The sequence below is a fragment of the Salinicola sp. CPA57 genome, assembly GCF_003206035.1.
Taxonomy (GTDB): domain Bacteria; phylum Pseudomonadota; class Gammaproteobacteria; order Pseudomonadales; family Halomonadaceae; genus Salinicola; species Salinicola socius.
This window is the reverse complement of sequence record NZ_PZJR01000018.1, coordinates 14,568-35,577: the sequence shown is the minus strand read 5'-3', so window position 1 is coordinate 35,577 and position 21,010 is coordinate 14,568. Positions and strand designations below refer to the sequence as shown.

The 21,010-nt window shown below is 59.3% G+C and carries 32 protein-coding genes; 1 reads left to right on the top strand and 31 read right to left on the bottom strand.

The window, feature by feature from the left end; all coding sequences use genetic code 11:
• Positions 1-146 precede the first annotated feature (146 nt).
• Entirely contained in the window at positions 147-2,999 is a 2,853-nt protein-coding gene (gene uvrA, locus DOM36_RS18420; RefSeq protein WP_110643965.1) for an excinuclease ABC subunit UvrA, read from the top strand.
• A gap of 167 nt (positions 3,000-3,166) precedes the next feature.
• Here uvrA and rplQ read toward each other — a convergent pair whose 3' ends face one another.
• From rplQ to rpsG, 31 genes are all read right to left on the bottom strand, one after another.
• A complete protein-coding gene (gene rplQ / locus DOM36_RS18415; protein ID WP_075571376.1) occupies positions 3,167-3,553 on the bottom strand; it encodes a 50S ribosomal protein L17 in 387 nt (128 codons plus the stop codon).
• Between the two features lie 96 nt (positions 3,554-3,649).
• A complete protein-coding gene (rpoA, locus tag DOM36_RS18410) occupies positions 3,650-4,648 on the bottom strand; it encodes a DNA-directed RNA polymerase subunit alpha (RefSeq protein WP_110643999.1) in 999 nt (332 codons plus the stop codon).
• An 81-nt stretch (positions 4,649-4,729) separates the two neighbouring features.
• Positions 4,730-5,350 carry a 30S ribosomal protein S4 gene (gene rpsD, locus DOM36_RS18405; RefSeq protein ID WP_075563665.1) on the bottom strand — a complete coding sequence of 207 codons (621 nt, stop codon included), beginning with the start codon at positions 5,348-5,350 and terminating at the stop codon, positions 4,730-4,732.
• Positions 5,351-5,362: 12 nt separating this feature from the next.
• A complete protein-coding gene (gene rpsK, locus DOM36_RS18400; RefSeq protein WP_009723883.1) occupies positions 5,363-5,749 on the bottom strand; it encodes a 30S ribosomal protein S11 in 387 nt (128 codons plus the stop codon).
• A gap of 36 nt (positions 5,750-5,785) precedes the next feature.
• Entirely contained in the window at positions 5,786-6,142 is a 357-nt protein-coding gene (gene rpsM / locus DOM36_RS18395) for a 30S ribosomal protein S13 (protein ID WP_075571377.1), read from the bottom strand.
• 132 nt (positions 6,143-6,274) lie between these two features.
• Complete coding sequence (rpmJ, locus tag DOM36_RS18390; RefSeq protein ID WP_031384759.1) at positions 6,275-6,388, bottom strand: 50S ribosomal protein L36; 114 nt, start codon at positions 6,386-6,388, stop codon at positions 6,275-6,277.
• Positions 6,389-6,418: 30 nt separating this feature from the next.
• Complete coding sequence (gene secY, locus DOM36_RS18385) at positions 6,419-7,753, bottom strand: preprotein translocase subunit SecY (RefSeq protein ID WP_075571378.1); 1,335 nt, start codon at positions 7,751-7,753, stop codon at positions 6,419-6,421.
• Positions 7,754-8,188 carry a 50S ribosomal protein L15 gene (rplO, locus tag DOM36_RS18380; protein ID WP_075571379.1) on the bottom strand — a complete coding sequence of 145 codons (435 nt, stop codon included), beginning with the start codon at positions 8,186-8,188 and terminating at the stop codon, positions 7,754-7,756. It lies immediately after the preceding gene.
• 3 nt (positions 8,189-8,191) lie between these two features.
• Positions 8,192-8,374 carry a 50S ribosomal protein L30 gene (gene rpmD / locus DOM36_RS18375; protein ID WP_075571409.1) on the bottom strand — a complete coding sequence of 61 codons (183 nt, stop codon included), beginning with the start codon at positions 8,372-8,374 and terminating at the stop codon, positions 8,192-8,194.
• A gap of 6 nt (positions 8,375-8,380) precedes the next feature.
• Entirely contained in the window at positions 8,381-8,881 is a 501-nt protein-coding gene (gene rpsE / locus DOM36_RS18370; RefSeq protein WP_075571380.1) for a 30S ribosomal protein S5, read from the bottom strand.
• Positions 8,882-8,892: 11 nt separating this feature from the next.
• Complete coding sequence (rplR, locus tag DOM36_RS18365; protein ID WP_075571381.1) at positions 8,893-9,243, bottom strand: 50S ribosomal protein L18; 351 nt, start codon at positions 9,241-9,243, stop codon at positions 8,893-8,895.
• A gap of 9 nt (positions 9,244-9,252) precedes the next feature.
• The gene (rplF, locus tag DOM36_RS18360; protein ID WP_075571382.1) at positions 9,253-9,783 is read right to left on the bottom strand and encodes a 50S ribosomal protein L6; all 531 of its coding nucleotides are present in this window, start codon (positions 9,781-9,783) and stop codon (positions 9,253-9,255) included.
• A gap of 9 nt (positions 9,784-9,792) precedes the next feature.
• Complete coding sequence (gene rpsH / locus DOM36_RS18355) at positions 9,793-10,185, bottom strand: 30S ribosomal protein S8 (protein WP_075571383.1); 393 nt, start codon at positions 10,183-10,185, stop codon at positions 9,793-9,795.
• A gap of 31 nt (positions 10,186-10,216) precedes the next feature.
• Positions 10,217-10,522: a 30S ribosomal protein S14 gene (gene rpsN / locus DOM36_RS18350; protein WP_075571384.1), complete on the bottom strand. Its 306-nt coding sequence runs from the start codon at positions 10,520-10,522 to the stop codon at positions 10,217-10,219.
• Between the two features lie 10 nt (positions 10,523-10,532).
• The gene (gene rplE / locus DOM36_RS18345) at positions 10,533-11,072 is read right to left on the bottom strand and encodes a 50S ribosomal protein L5 (protein ID WP_071230717.1); all 540 of its coding nucleotides are present in this window, start codon (positions 11,070-11,072) and stop codon (positions 10,533-10,535) included.
• An 18-nt stretch (positions 11,073-11,090) separates the two neighbouring features.
• Entirely contained in the window at positions 11,091-11,408 is a 318-nt protein-coding gene (gene rplX, locus DOM36_RS18340) for a 50S ribosomal protein L24 (protein ID WP_075571385.1), read from the bottom strand.
• Positions 11,409-11,422: 14 nt separating this feature from the next.
• The gene (rplN, locus tag DOM36_RS18335; RefSeq protein ID WP_075571386.1) at positions 11,423-11,794 is read right to left on the bottom strand and encodes a 50S ribosomal protein L14; all 372 of its coding nucleotides are present in this window, start codon (positions 11,792-11,794) and stop codon (positions 11,423-11,425) included.
• A gap of 54 nt (positions 11,795-11,848) precedes the next feature.
• Positions 11,849-12,109, bottom strand: a complete 261-nt coding sequence (gene rpsQ, locus DOM36_RS18330) for a 30S ribosomal protein S17 (protein WP_071230714.1) — start codon at positions 12,107-12,109, stop codon at positions 11,849-11,851.
• Positions 12,109-12,303, bottom strand: a complete 195-nt coding sequence (rpmC, locus tag DOM36_RS18325; protein WP_075563678.1) for a 50S ribosomal protein L29 — start codon at positions 12,301-12,303, stop codon at positions 12,109-12,111. Before rpmC ends, rpsQ begins: the two co-directional genes overlap by 1 nt.
• Positions 12,303-12,716 carry a 50S ribosomal protein L16 gene (gene rplP / locus DOM36_RS18320; protein ID WP_071230712.1) on the bottom strand — a complete coding sequence of 138 codons (414 nt, stop codon included), beginning with the start codon at positions 12,714-12,716 and terminating at the stop codon, positions 12,303-12,305. The genes rpmC and rplP overlap by 1 nt, the downstream gene beginning before the upstream one ends.
• Before the next feature lie 14 nt (positions 12,717-12,730).
• The gene (gene rpsC, locus DOM36_RS18315) at positions 12,731-13,432 is read right to left on the bottom strand and encodes a 30S ribosomal protein S3 (RefSeq protein ID WP_075571388.1); all 702 of its coding nucleotides are present in this window, start codon (positions 13,430-13,432) and stop codon (positions 12,731-12,733) included.
• A gap of 11 nt (positions 13,433-13,443) precedes the next feature.
• The gene (gene rplV, locus DOM36_RS18310) at positions 13,444-13,776 is read right to left on the bottom strand and encodes a 50S ribosomal protein L22 (protein ID WP_035470378.1); all 333 of its coding nucleotides are present in this window, start codon (positions 13,774-13,776) and stop codon (positions 13,444-13,446) included.
• A 17-nt stretch (positions 13,777-13,793) separates the two neighbouring features.
• Positions 13,794-14,069 (bottom strand): 30S ribosomal protein S19, encoded by a 276-nt coding sequence (rpsS, locus tag DOM36_RS18305; RefSeq protein ID WP_075563680.1) that lies wholly within the window; start codon positions 14,067-14,069, stop codon positions 13,794-13,796.
• 22 nt (positions 14,070-14,091) lie between these two features.
• The gene (gene rplB / locus DOM36_RS18300) at positions 14,092-14,919 is read right to left on the bottom strand and encodes a 50S ribosomal protein L2 (RefSeq protein WP_075571389.1); all 828 of its coding nucleotides are present in this window, start codon (positions 14,917-14,919) and stop codon (positions 14,092-14,094) included.
• A 16-nt stretch (positions 14,920-14,935) separates the two neighbouring features.
• Positions 14,936-15,232, bottom strand: a complete 297-nt coding sequence (gene rplW, locus DOM36_RS18295) for a 50S ribosomal protein L23 (protein WP_075571390.1) — start codon at positions 15,230-15,232, stop codon at positions 14,936-14,938.
• Positions 15,229-15,834: a 50S ribosomal protein L4 gene (gene rplD / locus DOM36_RS18290; RefSeq protein ID WP_075571391.1), complete on the bottom strand. Its 606-nt coding sequence runs from the start codon at positions 15,832-15,834 to the stop codon at positions 15,229-15,231. The genes rplW and rplD overlap by 4 nt, the downstream gene beginning before the upstream one ends.
• Positions 15,835-15,848: 14 nt before the next feature.
• On the bottom strand, positions 15,849-16,487 hold the full coding sequence (gene rplC, locus DOM36_RS18285; RefSeq protein ID WP_075571392.1) for a 50S ribosomal protein L3: 639 nt from the start codon (positions 16,485-16,487) through the stop codon (positions 15,849-15,851).
• 138 nt (positions 16,488-16,625) lie between these two features.
• Positions 16,626-16,937: a 30S ribosomal protein S10 gene (gene rpsJ / locus DOM36_RS18280; RefSeq protein WP_035470365.1), complete on the bottom strand. Its 312-nt coding sequence runs from the start codon at positions 16,935-16,937 to the stop codon at positions 16,626-16,628.
• Positions 16,938-17,112: 175 nt separating this feature from the next.
• The gene (gene tuf / locus DOM36_RS18275; protein WP_075571393.1) at positions 17,113-18,306 is read right to left on the bottom strand and encodes an elongation factor Tu; all 1,194 of its coding nucleotides are present in this window, start codon (positions 18,304-18,306) and stop codon (positions 17,113-17,115) included.
• 29 nt (positions 18,307-18,335) lie between these two features.
• A complete protein-coding gene (gene fusA / locus DOM36_RS18270) occupies positions 18,336-20,456 on the bottom strand; it encodes an elongation factor G (RefSeq protein ID WP_075571394.1) in 2,121 nt (706 codons plus the stop codon).
• Between the two features lie 18 nt (positions 20,457-20,474).
• On the bottom strand, positions 20,475-20,945 hold the full coding sequence (rpsG, locus tag DOM36_RS18265) for a 30S ribosomal protein S7 (protein WP_075571395.1): 471 nt from the start codon (positions 20,943-20,945) through the stop codon (positions 20,475-20,477).
• Between the last annotated feature and the right edge of the window lie 65 nt (positions 20,946-21,010).

The window sequence follows — 21,010 nt, the reverse complement described above, 5'->3', positions numbered from 1 at the left end:
GGGTGAACTCGGTCAGCACCGAGGATGGTTCGGAATGAGCGACGCATTTTACCGCTCGCCTTCCACTAGTGAAAGCAGCCGGCTTTGCCGGGCATTTGATCCGCGACCTATAATGGTCGTTTCCCGCGTCGCAGCATGAGGTAGTCATGGACAGCATTCTGGTCAGGGGCGCACGAACCCATAACCTGAAGAACATTGATGTCGAACTGCCGCGCGACAAGTTGATCGTGGTAACCGGTCTATCCGGTTCGGGTAAGTCTTCACTCGCATTCGACACGCTTTACGCCGAAGGACAGCGACGTTACGTCGAGTCCCTGTCGACCTACGCCCGCCAGTTCCTGTCGATGATGGAAAAGCCTGACGTCGATCACATCGAAGGACTGTCGCCGGCCATCTCCATCGAGCAGAAATCGACATCGCACAATCCGCGCTCCACCGTGGGCACGATCACCGAGATCTACGACTACCTGCGCCTGCTTTTCGCCCGCGCCGGTACGCCGCGATGCCCGGATCACGATGAGGAACTGGAAGCCCAGACGGTCTCGCAGATGGTCGATCAGGTCCTGAGCTTGCCCGAAGGCAGCCGGCTGATGCTGCTGGCGCCGGTGATCAAGGGCCGCAAGGGCGAGCACCAGCAGCTGATCAGCGAGCTGCGGGCCCAGGGGTTCGTACGCGCGGTGATCGACGGTCATACCGTCGAGCTCGACGATGTGCCGGACCTCGACAAGAAGCGCAAGCACGACATCAGCGTGGTGGTCGATCGAATCAAGGTGCGATCCGATCTCCAGCAGCGCCTGGCGGAATCCTTCGAGACCGCCCTCAACCTGGCCGACGGCACCGCGATCATCCATTTCATGGATGGCGAACGGGAAGATCTGGCATTCTCGTCGCGCTTCGCCTGCCCCATCTGTGGCTATTCGCTCGCCGAGCTGGAGCCGCGGCTGTTCTCGTTCAACAACCCGGCCGGCGCCTGCCCGACCTGCGATGGCCTCGGCGTGCGTCAGTTCTTCGATCCGGACAAACTGATCAGCCATCCCGAACTCTCGCTGGCCGAGGGCGCGATCAAGGGTTGGGACCGGCGCAGCATCTACTACTTCAGCCAACTGCAGGCGGTCGCCGAACACTACCGATTCACCCTGGATACGCCCTGGAACGAGCTCGCCCGCCACGAGCGTGATCTGGTGCTCAACGGCAGCGGCAAGGACGAGGTCGCGTTCAGCTACGTCAACGACCGGGGCCGCAAGGTCACCCGCGAGCACCCGTTCGAAGGCGTGCTGCCCAATCTGGAACGGCGCTATCGTGAGACCGAATCGTCCATGGTGCGCGATGATCTCTCCAAGTACCTGGCCGTTCGCCCCTGTCCGACCTGCGACGGTGCCCGCCTCAAGCGGGAGGCGCGCCATGTCTTCGTCGACGGCAACAATCTTCCGACGCTGACCCAGATGCCGGTGGGTGAAGCCTGGAAGTATTTTGGCCAGGTGACGCTGCCCGGCCGCAAGGGCGAGATCGCGGTCAAGATCGTCCACGAGATTCACGCGCGCCTGGAGTTTCTGGTCAATGTCGGCCTCGACTACCTGACCCTGGAGCGCAGTGCCGATACGCTTTCCGGCGGCGAGGCCCAGCGCATCCGCCTGGCCAGCCAGATCGGTGCCGGCCTGGTCGGGGTGATGTACATTCTCGACGAACCCTCCATCGGCCTCCACCAGCGCGACAACGATCGTCTGCTGCGCACGCTGATCCGGCTGCGCGATCTGGGCAACACGGTCATCGTGGTCGAGCACGACGAAGACGCGATTCGTGCCGCCGACCACGTGCTGGATATCGGTCCCGGCGCCGGCGTTCACGGCGGCCAGATCGTCGCCCAGGGCACACCGCACGATATCGAGACGTCGCCGGACTCGCTGACCGGACAATATCTCTCCGGAAAACGCTGCATCGAGGTGCCGCCCTATCGAATACCGGTCAATCCGGAAAAGCAGCTGCATCTGCGCGGTGCCAGCGGCAACAACCTGCAGGATGTGGATCTGGCACTGCCGTTGGGGCTGTTCGTCTGCGTGACCGGCGTTTCCGGATCCGGCAAGTCCACCCTGATCAACTCGACGCTGATGCCGATCGCCGCGCGTGAGCTCAACCGTGCCACGACGCTCACCGCAGCGCCGTATCGCAGCATCGAGGGCCTCGAGCAGCTCGACAAGATCATCGACATCGATCAGAGCCCCATCGGGCGCACGCCACGCTCCAACCCTGCCACCTACACCGGCATCTTCACTCCGATCCGCGAGCTGTTCTCGGGGACCCAGGAAGCCCGTGCACGCGGCTACAAGCCGGGACGTTTCAGCTTCAACGTCAAGGGCGGTCGCTGCGAGGCGTGTCAGGGCGAGGGCATGATCAAGGTGGAGATGCACTTCCTGCCGGATATCTATGTCCCCTGTGACGTCTGCAAAGGCAAGCGCTACAACCGCGAGACGCTGGAGATTCACTACAAGGGCAAGAGCATCCACGAAGTGCTCGAGATGACCATCGAAGAAGCGCTGGCGTTCTTCAGCCCGGTGCCGGCGATTGCACGCCGTCTACAGACGCTGATGGATGTCGGGCTCTCCTACGTGCGTCTCGGCCAGAGCGCGACGACGCTCTCCGGCGGCGAGGCGCAACGCGTCAAGCTCGCCCGCGAGCTGGCCAAACGCGATACCGGCCAGACGCTCTATATCCTCGATGAGCCGACGACGGGTCTACACTTCGAGGATATCCGCCAGCTGCTTGGAGTGCTGCACCGCCTGCGCGATCACGGCAACACGGTGGTGGTGATCGAACACAACCTGGACGTGATCAAGACTGCCGACTGGGTCATCGATCTCGGCCCTGAAGGCGGCTCCGGCGGTGGACGTATCATCGCGGAGGGCACGCCGGAACAGGTAGCCACACTCGAACACTCCCACACAGGCCATTTCCTGGCCCCACTGCTGCCAGCGCCCAAGGCCCGCAAGGCCAAGCGCGCCTGAAGCCCCTACGCCGGCATGCTGCGTTGACGAGAGGGCGACACCCGCTCGTCAATGCAGCACCATGCCGTCGATGACCGCCCTTGATCGTCAGATCCCGAAATATCAGGCAAAAGAAAACCGGCTACCCANNTGGGTAGCCGGTTTTTGTCGTGCCGGAAGCGTGGGACTTATTCGTCGCCAGCGGCTTCTTCAACGACCGGACGATCGACCAGCTCGATGTAAGCCATCGGGGCGTTGTCGCCAGTACGGAAACCGCACTTCAGCACACGGACGTAACCGCCCGGGCGAGTGGCGTAACGCGGGCCAAGCTCGTTGAAGAGCTTGCCGACAGCTTCTTTGGAGCGGGTGCGGCTGAACGCCAGACGGCGGTTTGCCACGCTATCCTGCTTGGCCAAAGTGATCAGCGGCTCGATATGACGACGCAGCTCCTTGGCTTTGGGCAGGGTAGTCTTGATCACTTCATGCTCGACCAGCGAGATGCACATGTTCTTGAACATGGCGTGCCGATGCGAGCTGGTCCGATTCAGATGACGACCACTCTTACGATGACGCATGATTGCTATTCCTTACCAAACTGGTGATTCGAGTCGGCACGCTGGTTTCGACGCTAGGGCGACGACACCGAAGACGGAGTCCCGGCGTCACCTTCCTCAGGCGGAAGCCTTGTCGTCTTTCAAACTCGCCGGCGGCCAGTTATCCAACCGCATACCGAGTGAAAGACCGCGCGAAGCCAACACGTCCTTGATCTCGTTCAAGGACTTCTTGCCAAGGTTCGGCGTCTTGAGCAGCTCGACTTCCGTGCGCTGAATCAAATCGCCAATGTAGTAAATATTCTCGGCCTTCAAGCAGTTGGCACTGCGAACCGTGAGTTCGAGATCATCCACGGGGCGCAGAAGAATCGGATCGATCTGATCTTCTTCCTCTTCGGTTTCCTGCTCTCTGTCAGCTTCGAGGTCGACGAAGGCGGCCAGCTGTTCCTGAAGAATGGTCGCACTGCGGCGAATCGCTTCTTCGGGATCCAGAGTACCGTCAGTTTCGAGATCGATGACCAGCTTATCGAGGTCGGTGCGCTGTTCGACACGTGCAGCCTCTACCGCATACGACACGCGGCGTACGGGGCTGAATGTCGCGTCCAGCTGCAGACGACCGATGGCACGGGATTCGTCCTCGTCGGAGAGTCGCGCATCCGCTGGCTCGTAACCACGACCCCGAACGATCTTCAGCTGCATTTTCAGCTCGCTGCCGTCGTTGAGGTGAGCGATCACGTGCTCCGGATTGACGATCTCGACGTCATGACCGACGGCGATATCACCCGCAGTCATTACACCGGGGCCCTGCTTGTTCAGGGTCAGGACGGCTTCGTCGCGGCCGTGCATCCTGATGGCCACGTCCTTGAGATTCAGAAGAATCTCGATGACGTCTTCCTGAACACCCTCGATGGCGCTGTACTCATGCAGTACGCCTTCGATTTCCGCTTCGACCACGGCACAGCCGGGCATCGAAGAGAGCAGGATGCGACGCAGCGCATTCCCCAGGGTATGGCCGAAACCACGTTCGAAGGGTTCCAGCACGATCTTTGCGTGATGTGCACTGACCTCTTCGACCTTGATGTCGCGGGGACGGAGAAACTCTGTCACTGAACGCTGCATATGAACACCTTCCCAGGCTGCCAAACGAAATTCGGTACCCAATGCTGGAATCGGGCCACACGGAGCGGCCCGATATCAGACTTACTTGGAGTACAGCTCGACGATCAGGTTTTCGTTGATGTCGGCAGACAGGTCACCGCGTTCCGGGACAGCCTTGAAAGTGCCTTCCATCTTCTTCGAATCGATGTCGATCCACGTCACGTCGCCGCGGTTGGCAGCGATGGACAGGGCCTGCTGGATACGGGCCTGGTTCTTGGCCTTCTCGCGAACAGACACGACGTCGCCCGGACGCACCTGATAGGACGCCACGTTGACGGTACGGCCATTGACCATAATCGCCTTGTGGCTGACCAACTGGCGAGATTCGTTACGCGTGGAGCCGAAGCCCATGCGATAAACCACGTTGTCCAGTCGGCATTCCAGCAGCTGCAACAGAGATTCACCGGTCGCCCCTTTCAGGCGAGCGGCTTCCTTGTAGTAGTTGCGGAACTGTTTTTCGAGTACGCCGTAGATACGACGCACTTTCTGCTTCTCGCGAAGCTGCAAGCCGTAGTCGGAAAGACGCTGACGGCGCTGGCCGTGCACACCCGGAATCTGCTCGGATTTGCACTTCTTCTCGAAGGGAGTGACACCGCTCTTGAGAAAGAGGTCGGTACCCTCACGACGAGACAACTTACACTTGGGTCCAAGATAACGAGCCATGAGTCTGTCTCCTTAAACGCGGCGTTTCTTCGGCGGACGGCATCCGTTGTGCGGAATCGGCGTCGCGTCAGTAATGCTCTGTACACGGAAGCCGGCGGCATTGAGCGCGCGCACGGCAGACTCACGGCCAGGACCTGGGCCCTTGACCAGCACGTCGACGTTTTTCACACCATACTCGGCTGCAGCAGTCGCTGCACGTTCACTCGCCACTTGAGCTGCGAACGGGGTGCTCTTGCGAGAACCACGAAAACCCGAACCACCGGCAGTTGCCCAGGAAAGCGCATTGCCCTGGCGGTCTGTGATCGTCACGATCGTATTGTTAAAAGAGGCGTGGATATGCGCAACCGCATCCACCACCTGCTTTTTAACCTTTTTTCGGTTGCTACGCGGGTTAGCCATGTTGATGTATCCTGATCTTAAACGCCGGAACGTTAATTACTTACGAATCGGTTTACGCGGTCCCTTACGGGTACGCGCATTGGTCTTGGTACGCTGACCACGCAGCGGTAGACCACGACGATGGCGCAGACCACGGTAGCAACCCAAGTCCATGAGACGCTTGATATTCAGCGTCACATCACGGCGAAGGTCGCCTTCTACGGTGTACTTGCCCACTTCGGTACGCAGGGTGTCGAGCTCTTCGCCTGACAGTTCCTGAACCTTGGCGGTCGGTGCGATGCCGGCAGCGACACAGATCATCTGTGCACGCGTGCGGCCAATCCCGTAGATGTAGGTCAGCGAGATCGCCGCATGCTTATTGTCCGGGATATTGACGCCTGCAATACGGGCCATCAGCTTACTCCGAATGTTGAGCGGCTTGCTCGTTTTAGTCGTCCACAAAGGGCGCAATAGCATACCCCCTGACCTCTCTCAAGGCAAGGGGTATGCCATGGCCCGCTTTTTACTCGCAACTTCAGGATCAGATCAACCCTGACGCTGCTTGTGACGAGGTTCCGTGCAAATGACACGAACCGCGCCGTTGCGCCGAATGATCTTGCAGTTACGGCACATTTTCTTTACAGAAGCTCGAACTTTCATCGTTCTCTCCAAATGCTCTCTGGCGGAGGCTCAGCGCGTCAGGCCGCCGCTACCGTAGCCCTTCAGGTTCGATTTCTTCATCACCGATTCATACTGATTCGACATCAGGTGTGACTGAACCTGGGCCATGAAGTCCATGATTACCACGACCACGATCAGCAGCGAGGTACCCCCGAAGTAGAACGGCACCTGCCAGGCCACCACCAGGAACTGCGGCATCAACGAGACCAGTGTGATGTAGAGCGCCCCGAACAGCGTCAGACGCGTCATCACCTTGTCGACGTAGCGCGCCGTCTGCTCTCCCGGACGAATCCCCGGCAAAAAGGCACCGGACTTCTTCAGGTTGTCGGCGACATCTCTCGGATTGAACACCAACGCCGTGTAGAAGAAGCAGAAGAACAGCACTGCCGCGGCGAACAGGATGATGTACAGCGGCGCACCGGGTGCCAGCTGTTGCGAGGCCACCTGTAGCCACTCGAAACCATCGCTCTGACCCAGCCACTGACCGATGGAACCCGGGAACAGCAGGATACTGGACGCGAAGATTGGCGGAATCACACCCGCCATGTTGACCTTCAACGGCAGATAGCTGCTCTGTCCGGCGTACATCTTGTTGCCCACCTGCCGGCGAGGATAGTTCACCGTAATACGACGTTGGCCTCGCTCGATGAACACCACAAAAGCAACCGTGGCGATACCGAGAATCGACAGCGCCAGCAAGGGCAGCACGTTCCAGGCTCCATCGTTACGAGCGAGCTCGAACGACTGACCGATCGCATTGGGCAAGCCCGCCACGATCCCGGAAAAGATGATCAACGAGATACCGTTGCCGATACCCTTCTCGGTAATCTGCTCGCCCAGCCACATCAGGAATACGGCACCGGCCACGAACGTCACGATCGCCGTGAAGTAGAAGCTGATGTCGCCCGAATAGGCAACGCCCTGACTGACCAGACCAACTGACATGCCCGTCGCCTGAATCAATGCCAGCAACACCGTACCGTAGCGCGTGTACTGGTTGATCTTGCGGCGCCCGGCTTCGCCTTCCTTCTTCAGCGCTTCGAGCTGAGGCGATACCGCGGTCAGAAGCTGCATGATGATCGACGCGGAGATGTACGGCATGATCCCCAGCGCGAAGATACTCATGCGCTGCAGCGCACCCCCCGAGAACATGTTGAACATGCCCAGGATGGTGCCCTGGTTCTCCCGAAACAGGGCAGCCAGCTGGTCAGGATCGATGCCGGGGACGGGGATGTGGGCACCAATGCGGTACACCACGATCGCGATAAAGACGAAACGCAGGCGTGCCCACAGCTCGCTGAGACCACTACCCATGTTCGCCGGCATGTTTCCTGACTTAGCCATTTAGTCCTCTACTTTGCCACCGGCCGCTTCGATCGCAGCACGCGCACCTTTGGTGACCTTGAGGCCACGCACGGTAACTGCCTTGCTCAGCTCGCCGGAAAGAACGACCTTGGCGTACTCGGTAGCATTCTTGAGTACGTTGGCTTTCTTCAGGCTAGCGAGATCGGCGACGTCGCCATCGACCTTGGCCAGCTCGGCCAGGCGGACTTCTTCGGACACCAGCGACTTGGCCGAGGTGAAACCGAATTTCGGCAGACGACGCTGCAAGGGCATCTGACCACCCTCGAAGCCCGGCTTGACCGAGCCACCGGAGCGGGACTTCAGACCCTTGTGGCCGCGGCCACCGGTCTTGCCCAGACCAGAACCGATACCGCGTCCCACACGCTTTTCAGCATGCTTGGAACCCGGGGCCGGGCTTAAGTCATTAAGTTTCATGGATTACTCTCCCTCGATTCGAACAAGGTAGTTGACCTTGTTGATCATGCCGCGAACGGCGGGGGTGTCTTCCAGCTCGACCGAGTGCCCAATTCGACGCAGACCGAGACCGGTCATCGTCGCCTTGTGCTTCTGCAGGACACCAATGGTGCTGCGGGTCTGAGTGATTTTGATCGTCTGTGCCATGGTCACTTACCCCGCCAGCTCTTCGACAGACAGGCCACGCTTGGCGGCGATGTCATCCCGAGATTGCATGGATTCAAGCCCCTTGATGGTGGCGCGAACCACGTTCACCGGGTTGGTGGAACCGTAGCACTTGGCCAGAACGTCATGCACACCCGCCAGTTCTAGCACGGAACGCATGGCGCCACCGGCGATGATGCCGGTACCTTCGGAAGCCGGCTGCATGTAGACCTTGGACGCACCGTGACGGGCGCGAACCGGGTACTGCAGCGTGCTGCCGCTGAGGCTGACCTTGACCATGTTGCGGCGAGCCTGGTCCATGGCTTTCTGAATCGCAACAGGCACTTCACGTGCCTTGCCGCGACCGAAGCCGACCCGGCCGTTGCCATCACCAACGACGGTCAGGGCGGTGAAACCGAAGATACGGCCACCCTTGACCACCTTGGCGACGCGGTTGACCTGCACCAACTTCTCTTGCAGATCTCCGCCCTTCTGTTCGTTATTCGCCATCGTTAAACCCTTTAGAATTGCAGACCGCCTTCGCGTGCGGCATCAGCCAATGCCTTGACACGCCCGTGGTACTGGAACCCAGCGCGGTCGAAGGCCACTTTAGAGATGCCGGCATCCTTGGCGCGCTCGGCAATCAGAGCACCCACCTTGGCAGCCGCGTCAGCGTTGCCCGTGGCACCTTCGCGCAAATTCTTGTCCAGCGTGGAAGCGCTGGCCAGGACCTTGCCGCCGTCCGGTGAGATGATCTGCGCATAGATGTGTCGCGGGGTGCGGTTGACGCACAGGCGAAACACACCCAAATCGCGGATCTTGGCACGGGCGCGGCGGGCACGACGGAGACGAGATTCTTTCTTCGCGTTCATAACCCTGCCTTACTTCTTCTTGGCTTCTTTGCGGCGGACACGTTCGTCGCTGTACCGAACCCCTTTGCCCTTGTAGGGCTCCGGCGGACGGAACGCACGAATTTCCGCTGCCACCTGACCGAGCTTCTGCTTGTCCGCGCTTTTCAGCACGATCACAGTGTTCTTCGGCGTTTCCGCCGTGACACCTTCGGGCAGTGTGTAATCGATCGGGTGTGAGAAACCGAGTGTTAGGTTCAGCGTCTTGCCACTAGCCTGGGCACGATAGCCGACGCCATTGATTTCCAGCGACCGAGTGAAACCCTCGGAAGCGCCGGTGACCATGTTCTGGACCAGGGCACGCGTGGTGCCGACCATGGCCCATGTCTTCGCCGTTTCGCTCGGGGCGAAAACCAGCTGACCGTCTTCCTGAGTGATCTTCACGTCGGGATGCACGGTCAGTTCAAGCGTGCCCTGGCCGCCCTTGACGGACAGCTGGTCGCCGTCGAACTTCGCTTCGACGCCGCTGGGCAGTTTAACCGGATACTTGGCTACGCGAGACATTTCTCACTCCTAGAATACGGTGCAGATGACTTCACCACCGACACCCGCCTGGCGTGCGGCACGATCGGTCATGACACCTTGGGAGGTGGTGACGATCGCCACACCCAGACCGTCCGCGACCTTGGGCAGTTCACCTTTGCCCTTGTAGATCCGCAGTGACGGCTTGGACATACGCTGGATGTGCTCGATAACCGGCTTGCCCTCGAAATACTTGAGGGTCACGGTCAGCTCAGGCTTGGCGCCTTCGGTGACCGCGATATCGGTGATATAGCCTTCCTGCTTGAGTACGCGGGCCACTTCAATCTTGAGCTTGGAAGACGGCATGGTAACCGTCTCCTTGGTGGCCATCTGCGCATTGCGAATACGAGTAAACATATCCGCTAGAGTGTCTTGCATGCTCATTACATTGCGCTCCTGAATTCCTCGACGTGGCTTACCAGCTGGACTTCTTCAGCCCAGGGACATCGCCACGCATGGCAGCTTCGCGCAGCTTGTTACGGGCCAGTCCGAACTTGTTGTAGTAACCGTGCGGACGACCGGTAATGCGGCAGCGATTGCGCTGACGGACCTGACTGGAGTCCCGCGGCAACTGCTGCAGCTTCAGCTGAGCGTCAAAGCGCTCTTCATCAGAAGCGTTGACGTCATAAATGACGGCTTTGAGCGCGGTACGCTTGGCGGCGTATTTGTCGACCAGCTTCGCGCGCTTGAGCTCACGCTCAATCATGCTTTTCTTTGCCATGAATCCACCCTTATTGCTTGAACGGGAAGTTCAGCGCGCTGAGAAGCGCACGACCTTCTTCGTCGGTGATGGCGCTGGTCGTGATGGTGACATCCAGACCCCGAATCCGGTCGATCTTATCATATTCGATCTCCGGGAAGATGATCTGCTCACGTACGCCCATGGAGTAGTTACCACGGCCGTCGAAGGATTTCGGGTTCAGACCGCGGAAGTCACGTACGCGAGGAATCGCGATGTTGACCAGCCGATCCAGAAATTCCCACATCCTCTCGCGGCGCAGCGTCACCTTGACGCCAATCGGCCAGCCTTCGCGGACTTTGAAGCCTGCGATGGACTTGCGCGCCTTGGTTACCACCGGCTTCTGACCGGAGAGCTTCTCCAGGTCGCCGATGGCGTTGTCGATCAGCTTTTTGTCGCTGGTCGCTTCGCCGATGCCCATGTTCAGCGTCACCTTCGTGATCCGGGGCACCTGCATAACGTTGGCATAGCTGAACTGCTCTTTGAGCTGAGCCATGACTTCGTTTTGATAACGTTCTTTCAAGTTCGCCATTTTGCTACCCGACTCGCGTTAGGCGTCGATCTGCTTCTGCGTCGACTTGTAGATACGTACCTTGGTACCGTCATCCTGTAGCTGAAAGCCGACGCGATCCGCTTTGCCGGTTTCCGCGTTGAAGATGGCTACATTGGACGCATGGATCGGAGCCTCACGCTCGACGATACCCCCCGGGTTGCCAGCCATAGGATTGGGCTTGGTGTGGCGCTTGATCATGTTCACGCCCGAAACGACATAGCGGTCGTTTTCGAGAACGCGCTTGATCGTGCCACGCTTGCCCTTGTCCTTGCCGGCGATGACGATGACTTCGTCGTCACGTTTGATCTTGTGCATATCCGCCTCGCTCCTTACAGCACTTCGGGCGCCAAGGAAATGATCTTCATGAACTTCTCGTTACGCAGTTCACGAGTTACCGGTCCGAAGATACGGGTACCGATCGGCTGTTCGTTGGTGTTATTCAACAGAACCGCCGCATTTCCATCGAAGCGAATCAGCGAACCGTCGTTACGACGGACACCGCTACGCGTACGCACGACCACCGCCTTGAGGACCTGGCCTTTCTTGACCTTGCCCCGCGGGATGGCTTCTTTGACCGTCACTTTAATGATGTCGCCAACGCGAGCGTAACGGCGGTGTGAACCGCCCAGCACCTTGATGCACTGCACCCGGCGCGCGCCGCTGTTATCCGCGACATCCAGCATTGTCTGCGTCTGAATCATTGGTTTTCTCCAAACCTAATCTGACTGCACTGGTTCAGAAGGCGCCTGTCGGGCTCAGCCCTTGGCCTGCTCGACCACCTCGACCAACGTCCAGGCCTTCTTCTTGGACAGCGGACGGCATTCCTGAATGGAAACCAGATCGCCGGCCTTGGCCTGATTCGACTCGTCGTGGGCGTGCAGCTTGGTGGAGCGCTTCATGTACTTGCCGTAGATCGGATGACGCTCACGGCGCTCGATCAATACGACAATCGACTTTTCCATCTTGTCGCTCACCACCCTGCCGGTGAGCGTACGTGCTTTGCTTGCTTCAGCCATCATTGGTCACCTGACTTCTGGTTGAGCACAGTCTTGACGCGAGCGATGTCGCGACGAACCTGCTTCAGCAGATGCGTCTGGCTCAGCTGGCCGGTGGCCTTCTGCATGCGCAGGTTGAACTGCTCGCGGAGCAGTTCGAAAAGCTGCTCCTGCAGCGCATCGACTGACTTTTCACGCATTTCGTTGGCTTTCATCACATCACCGTCCGTTTCACAAAGGTGGTGGAGATGGGCATTTTCTGGGCCGCCAGGGAGAAGGCTTCACGCGCCAGCTCCTCGGAGACACCTTCGATCTCGTAAAGCACCCTGCCCGGCTGAATCTGGGCCACCCAGTACTCGACGGAACCTTTACCCTTACCCATACGAACCTCGAGAGGCTTGTTGGTAATCGGCTTGTCCGGGAATACGCGGATCCAGATCTTGCCACCACGCTTGACGTGACGGGTAATTGCACGACGACCCGCTTCGATCTGACGTGCAGTAATACGGCCGCGATCGGTAGCTTTGAGACCGAAGTCCCCGAAGCTCACCTTGCTGCCGCGATGCGCCAGGCCGCGGTTACGACCTTTCTGCACCTTGCGGAACTTTGTACGCTTGGGTTGCAACATCGATCAGTCTCCCCTTACCTGGAACCTTTCTTCTTCGGTGCGGGTGCCTGAGCCTGCTGCTTCTGCTTGGCACGCACCTCTTCGATGCCCCCGAGGATTTCGCCCTTGAAGACCCATACCTTGACGCCGATGACGCCGTAGGTGGTGTGGGCTTCATAAGTGGCGTAATCGATGTCGGCACGCAACGTATGAAGCGGCACGCGACCTTCGCGATACCATTCGGTACGTGCGATCTCGGCACCACCCAGACGACCGGAGAGCTGCACCTTGATGCCGCCGGCGCCCAGACGCATGGCGTTCTGGACGGCGCGCTTCATGGCACGACGGAACATCACCCGACGCTCCAGCTGACCGGCGATATTCTGCGCGACCAGGGCGGCATCCAGTTCCGGCTTGCGGACTTCTTCGATGTTGACGTGCACCGGCACACCCATCATGCGGGTGACGTCCTGGCGCAGGCGATCGACGTCCTCACCCTTCTTGCCGATCACGATGCCCGGACGGGCAGTGTGAATGGTAATACGGGCGTTGTTGGCCGGACGTTCGATGGTAATGCGGCTCACGGAAGCGTTTTTCAAACGCTGCTCCAGAAAGCTACGCACTTCCAGATCGCTGTTCAGCTTGTCGGCATAGGCTCCACGCTCGGCATACCAGACCGAGGTGTGATCCTTGACGATGCCCAATCGGATACCGATTGGATTGACTTTCTGACCCATCTGGTCGACTCCTACTTCTCGGCTACCTTGACGGTGATGTGGCAGGTGCGCTTCAGAATGCGATCCGCACGGCCTTTGGCGCGCGGTTGAATGCGCTTGAGCGTCATGCCCTCATCGACACAGATGGTCGAGACACGCAGCTCGTCGATGTCCATGCCGTTGTTTTCTTCCGCATTGGCGATCGCGGACTGCAGCACCTTCTTGACCAACTTGGCGGCCTTCTTCGGTGAGAAGGTCAGCACGTCGAGCGCTTCGGCGACCGGCTTACCGCGCACCTGGTCAGCCACCAAACGGGCCTTCTGGGCGGATAAGCTCGCGCCACGCAACTTAGCAGCGACTTCCATCTCTTATTCCTCTTGGCTTACCGTTTGGCTTTCTTGTCCGCTGCATGACCGCGATACGTGCGGGTGGCAGCGAACTCGCCCAACTTGTGGCCGACCATTTCCTCGGAGACATGCACCGGGACATGCTGGCGACCGTTATGTACCGCAATGGTGAGCCCGACCATATTCGGCAGGATCATCGAACGACGCGACCAGGTCTTGATCGGTTTGCGATCGTTCTTTTCCGTTGCGACGTCGACCTTCTTCAACAGATGAAGGTCGATAAAAGGACCTTTCTTCAGTGAACGTGGCACAGCCGTTACCTCTTAATGTCTGTTACTTGGACTTGCGGCGACGAACGATGAGCTTGTCGGTACGCTTGTTCTTGCGGGTCTTGTGGCCCTTGGTGGGAATCCCCCACGGGCTGACCGGGTGACGGCCGCCACTGGTACGGCCTTCACCGCCACCGTGCGGGTGATCCACCGGGTTCATTGCGACACCGCGAACAGTCGGGCGCACCCCTCTCCAACGTTTCGCACCGGCCTTGCCCAATTGACGCAGGCTGTGCTCAGAGTTACCGACTTCGCCCAATGTAGCGCGGCATTCGGACAGCACGCGACGCATCTCGCCGGAGCGCAGACGCAGCGTTGCATAGTTGCCTTCACGAGCCACCAGCTGAGCGCTGGCACCGGCACTACGCGCGATCTGCGCACCCTTGCCCGGCTTCAGTTCGATGCAGTGCACCGTGGAACCGACCGGGATGTTGCGCAGCGGCAGCGCGTTGCCACGCTTGATGGCGGCGTTGACACCGGACTCCACCACGTCGCCGACCTTGACGGCCTTGGGCGCGATGATGTAACGACGCTCGCCGTCCATGTACTTCAGCAGCGCAATGTTGGCGCTACGGTTCGGATCGTATTCGATGCGCTCGACGGTGGCCTTGATGCCATCCTTGATGCGCTTGAAATCGATCAAACGATAATGCTGACGATGGCCACCACCGATATGACGCGTGGTGATACGGCCATTGTTGTTACGCCCACCCGACTTGGACTGCTTCTCGACAAGCGCGCCGTAAGCGCGGCCCTTGAAGAGCTCGTCGTTGACCACTTTGACGACGTGACGACGACCGGCGGACGTGGGTTTTGTCTTGACTACTGCCATGATCCGTACTCCTGCCTTACTCGGCGCCAGAGAAGTCTTCGAGCGTCTCGCCCGCAGCCAGGGTCACATACGCCTTGCGGTAACCCTTGCGCAGACCAGTACCGAAGCGAGTGCGTTTGACCTTACCCTTGACATTGAGCACCTGAACGCCGGCAACTTTCTTGCCAAACAGCGCTTCGACGGCTTTCTTGATCTCGGGCTTGGTCGCATCCTGGGCCACCTTGAACACGTACTGATTGTTCTCAGCGGCGTGAGCGGCCTTCTCGGTCATGTGAGGTCCGAGCAGAACCTTATATACGCGTTCCTGGTTCATCCCAGCTTCTCCTCGAATTTACGCAGAGCGGAGACGGTCATCAGCACCTTGTCCAAGGCAATCAGACTGACCGGATCGGCGGCCGCAGCATCAACGACGTGAACGTTGGGAATGTTGCGTGCTGCCAGATAGAGCTTCTCGTCGATCTCTTCCGTGACGATCAGCACTTTCTCGAGCTCCAGCTCCTTCAGCTTGCCGACCAGCTGCTTGGTCTTGGAGGTCTCGACGACGAACTCCTCGACCAGCACCAGGCGCTCCTGGCGAACCAGCTCGGACAGGATGGAACGCATGGCCGCACGGTACATCTTGCGGTTGACCTTCTGCGTGTAGTCCTGCGGACGAGCGGCGAACGTCACGCCACCACTACGCCACAGCGGCGAGCGGATGGTGCCGGCACGCGCACGACCGGTACCCTTCTGGCGCCACGGCTTCTTGCCACCGCCACGTACGTCGGAGCGGTTCTTCTGAGCGCGGGTACCCTGGCGGCCTGCCGCCAGATAGGCGGTAACCACCTGGTGCACCAGCGCTTCGTTGAAGTCTTTGCCGAAAGTCTCTTCGGAGACTTCGACGGTGCCTGCAGCACCTACGAGATTCAGATTCATCGGTCTCAGTCCCCTCAGCGAGCTTTCACGGCACTGCGCACAACGACATTGCTGCCGGGTGCACCGGGCACGGCGCCCTTGATCAACAGCAGATTGCGCTCGGTATCGATACGCACCACTTCCAGGGTCTGGACGGTGACGCGCTCGTTACCCATCTGACCGGCCATTTTCTTGCCTTTGAAAACGCGACCTGGAGTCTGGCACTGGCCAATGGAGCCTGGCGCACGGTGAGAAAGCGAGTTGCCGTGGGTATTGTCCTGGGTACGGAAATTCCAGCGCTTAACAGCGCCCTGGAAGCCTTTACCTTTGGAGGTACCGGTCACATCAACTTTCTGACCAGCTTCAAAGAGGGATACGGTGAAGGAACCGCCAACTTCCGGAGTCTCATCGTCTTCTGCCAGACGGAACTCCATCAGGGAACGGCCTGCCTCGACACCCGCCTTGGCGTATTGACCAGCAATCGCCTTGGAGAGGTGCTTGGCTTTGCGGGAGCCAGTTGTCACCTGGACCGCTCGGTAGCCGTCGGACTCTAGAGTCTTGACGCCAGCGATGCGGTTGGGCTCAACCTCAATAACGGTTACGGGCACGGATGCGCCATCTTCGGTGAAGACACGGGTCATGCCCGCCTTCTTACCGACTAAACCGATCGTCATGTTCAGTCTCCTTTAGTGTACGGGGCTATCACCCGCTATGGCTGCCCTTTCCAGAGCATTCCACTAGCACATTGTGTGGCGTCTCACGACGCGGCGGATACCGTTGAACTCGGCGCCCGCTAGTGTCTAGTGTTAGTTTCAGTCGAGTTTGATCTGCACGTCTACGCCAGCGGCCAGATCGAGTTTCATCAGCGCGTCGACGGTCTTTTCCGTCGGCTCGACGATGTCGAGAACGCGCTTGTGCGTGCGAATCTCATACTGATCACGCGCGTCCTTGTTGACGTGCGGAGAGATCAGGATGGTGTAACGCTCGCGATTGGTCGGCAGCGGAATCGGACCACGCACCTGAGCGCCAGTGCGCTTGGCAGTATCCACGATTTCCTGGGCCGACTGATCGATCAGCCGATGGTCGAACGCTTTCAGCCGAATGCGAATCTTCTGGTTCTGCATTTACCTTATGCTCCACTGGATGCTGACGGCGCGAGCCGTCGACCCACGCGTTCAAAGGACGCGCATTATAGGAGAGCCCCGATCGAGAGTCAAACACACTCTCCATCAAGGGCTGTCGAATCCATACAGAAAAAGGGGCGCGTGAGCGCCCCTTCTTTAGCAAGCATCGAAAAGATTATTCGATGATCTTGGCAACGACACCGGCACCAACGGTACGACCACCTTCGCGGATCGCGAAGCGCAGGCCGTCTTCCATGGCGATCGGCGCGATCAGCGTCACGATCATCTGGACATTGTCGCCCGGCATGACCATCTCGACGCCTTCCGGCAGTTCACAAGTACCGGTAACGTCGGTGGTACGGAAGTAGAACTGCGGACGATAGCCCTTGAAGAACGGCGTATGACGACCACCTTCTTCCTTGGACAGAACGTAGACTTCGGCTTCGAACTTGGTGTGCGGCTTGATGGTGCCCGGCTTGGCCAGAACCTGACCACGCTCGACGTCATCACGCTTGGTACCACGCAGCAGCGCGCCCACGTTCTCGCCAGCACGACCTTCGTCGAGCAGCTTACGGAACATCTCGACGCCAGTGACGATCGTCTTGGTGGTGTCGTGAATACCGACGATTTCGACTTCGTCGCCAGTCTTGACGATGCCACGCTCGACACGACCCGTTACCACGGTACCGCGACCCGAGATGGAGAACACGTCTTCGATCGGCATCAGGAACGGCTGATCGATAGCGCGCTCCGGCTCCGGAATGTACTCGTCCAGAGACTTGATCAGGTTGGCAACGGCGGTAGTACCCATGCCGTTGTCATCCTTGCCTTCCAGCGCCATCAGCGCGGAGCCGATGATGATCGGGGTGTCGTCGCCCGGGAAGTCGTACTCGCTCAGGAGTTCGCGGACTTCCATCTCGACCAGCTCGAGCAGCTCTTCGTCATCGACCATGTCAGCCTTGTTCAGGAACACGACGATGTACGGAACGCCGACCTGACGAGACAGCAGGATGTGCTCGCGCGTCTGCGGCATCGGGCCGTCAGCGGCGGAACAGACCAGGATAGCGCCGTCCATCTGGGCAGCACCGGTGATCATGTTCTTGACGTAGTCAGCGTGACCCGGGCAGTCGACGTGCGCGTAATGGCGAACTTCGGACTGGTACTCGACGTGAGCGGTCGCGATGGTGATACCGCGCTCGCGCTCTTCCGGAGCGTTGTCGATCGTGTCGAACTGACGCCATTCGCCACCGAAGACTTCGGCGGAAACACGAGTCAGCGCTGCCGTCAGGGTCGTTTTACCGTGGTCGACGTGACCGATGGTGCCGACGTTGACGTGCGGTTTGGAGCGTTCAAATTTTGCCTTAGCCACTGCTATAACCTCTTTACGTTAGCTAACGGTTAACCGTTCTGATTGATGACGGCATCAACGACGCTGGATGGTGCCTCTTCGTAATCCGCAAACTCCATGGTGTAGCTTGCGCGTCCCTGGGTCTGAGAACGCAGATCGGTTGCATAACCGAACATCTCAGCCAACGGAACCGTGGCGCGGATGATCTTGCCAGAAGTGGAGTCATCCATGCCCTGCACAAGGCCACGACGGCGGTTGAGATCGCCCATGACATCGCCCATGAAATCCTCGGGAGTCACGACTTCGACCTTCATCACCGGCTCGAGCAACACGGCCTTGGCCTTACGAGCACCTTCTTTGATCGCCATGGAAGAGGCGACCTTGAACGCAGTCTCGTTGGAGTCCACGTCGTGGTAGGAACCGTCGAACAGCGTGACCTTGACGTCGATCATCGGGTAACCCGCGATAACGCCGTTCTTGAGCTGCTCGTAAGCCCCTTTTTCGACGGCCGGCACGTACTCTTTCGGCACGGCGCCACCGACGATCTCGGACGCGAACTTGAAGGTCATCTCCTCGTCCTCGCCCTTGTCTTCGGCCGTCAGCGGTTCAATGCGCAACCAGACGTGACCGTACTGACCGCGACCACCTGACTGGCGGACGAACTTGCCTTCCTGCTCGACCTTGCTGCGGATGGTCTCGCGGTAGGCAACCTGCGGCTTGCCGATGTTGGCCTCGACCTTGAACTCGCGACGCATGCGGTCGACCAGGATATCGAGGTGCAACTCGCCCATGCCCGAGATGATGGTCTGACCGGTCTCTTCGTCGGTCTGGACACGGAAAGACGGATCTTCCTGCGCCAGCTTGCCGAGCGCGACACCCATCTTTTCCTGATCGGGCTTGGACTTAGGCTCGACGGCGACGGAAATGACCGGCTCCGGAAACTCCATGCGCTCGAGCACGATCTTGTCGTTCAGATCGCACAGCGTGTCACCCGTCGTGACGTCCTTCAGGCCGATGCACGCCGCGATATCGCCAGCGTAAACTTCCTTGATCTCTTCACGCGAGTTGGCGTGCATCTGAACGATACGACCGACACGCTCTTTCTTCGACTTCACGGAGTTGAAGATGCTGTCACCGGATTTCAGAACGCCGGAGTAGACGCGCATGAAGGTCAGCGTACCGACGAACGGGTCGGTCGCAATCTTGAACGCCAGTGCCGAGAACGGCGCACTGTCGTCGGCTTCACGCGTCGCAACGGTACCGTCCTTGTCATCCAGCTCACCTTCGATCGCCTTGACCTCGGTGGGCGACGGCAGGTACTCGATGACGCAGTCCAGAACGGCCTGTACGCCCTTGTTCTTGAACGCCGAACCACAGGTCACGAGAACGATCTCGTTGGCCAGTGTACGGGCACGCAGGCCAGCCTTGATTTCCGCTTCGGAGAGCTCGACCCCTTCGAGGTACTTGTCCATCAGCTCTTCGTTGGCTTCGGCCGCAGCTTCGACCATCTGCTCGCGATACTTTTCAGCGGTTTCCTGCAGGTCGGCCGGGATATCAGCCAACTCGTAGTTCATGCCGAAGTTCTCTTCGTCCCAGACGATCGCCTTCATCTGAATCAGGTCGATGACGCCCTTGAACTCGTCTTCCGCGCCCCAGTTGATCTGGATCGGAACGACGTTGGCGCCCAGGCGATCCTTGAGCTGATCGATCACCATGAAGAAGTCGGCGCCGGCACGGTCCATCTTGTTGACGAACACCATGCGCGGAACTTCGTACTTGTTGGCCTGACGCCAGACGGTCTCTGTCTGCGGCTGCACGCCGGAAGAGCCGCACAGCACGACGACCGCACCATCCAGAACACGCAGAGAACGCTCGACTTCGATGGTGAAGTCGACGTGTCCCGGGGTATCGATGATGTTGATACGGTGCTCGTCGAACTGCTTGTTCATGCCCTGCCAGAAGCAGGTAGTCGCAGCGGAGGTGATCGTGATGCCACGCTCCTGCTCCTGCTCCATCCAGTCCATGACGGCAGCACCTTCATGAACCTCGCCCACCTTGTGGGACAGACCGGTATAGAACAGGACACGCTCGGTAGTGGTCGTCTTACCAGCGTCGACGTGGGCAACGATACCGATATTGCGATAACGCTTGAGTGGTGTCTTTCGTGCCACGATGGAAGTCCCCGTTGATTAGAAGCGGTAGTGAGAGAAGGCCTTGTTGGCATCTGCCATGCGGTGCACGTCTTCACGCTTCTTCACAGCAGCACCCTTGCCTTCGGCGGCATCCAGCATCTCGCCAGCAAGACGTTGCACCATGGTCTTCTCGCCACGGCCGCGCGCGGCGTCGACCAGCCAGCGCATGGCCAACGCCTGACGGCGTGACGGGCGAACTTCGACCGGAACCTGGTACGTCGCACCACCGACACGTCGCGACTTGACCTCGACCATCGGTTGAATGGCTTCCAGCGACTTGTCGAAGATGTCCAGCGGCGCTTCGTTACTGCGCTCGGCAACCCTGTCCAACGCGCCGTAAACGATGCGCTCGGCTATGGACTTCTTGCCGCTGACCATCAGATGGTTCATGAACTTGGCCAGGCGCTCGCTTCCGAATTTGGGATCGGGAAGGATCTCGCGCTTAGCGGCGACTCTTCTTCTTGGCATGATAAGCCCTCTAGTTAAGGGTCGTTCAGGTAAACCCGGCACCACTTGTCGCTAGCGAGCGAGAA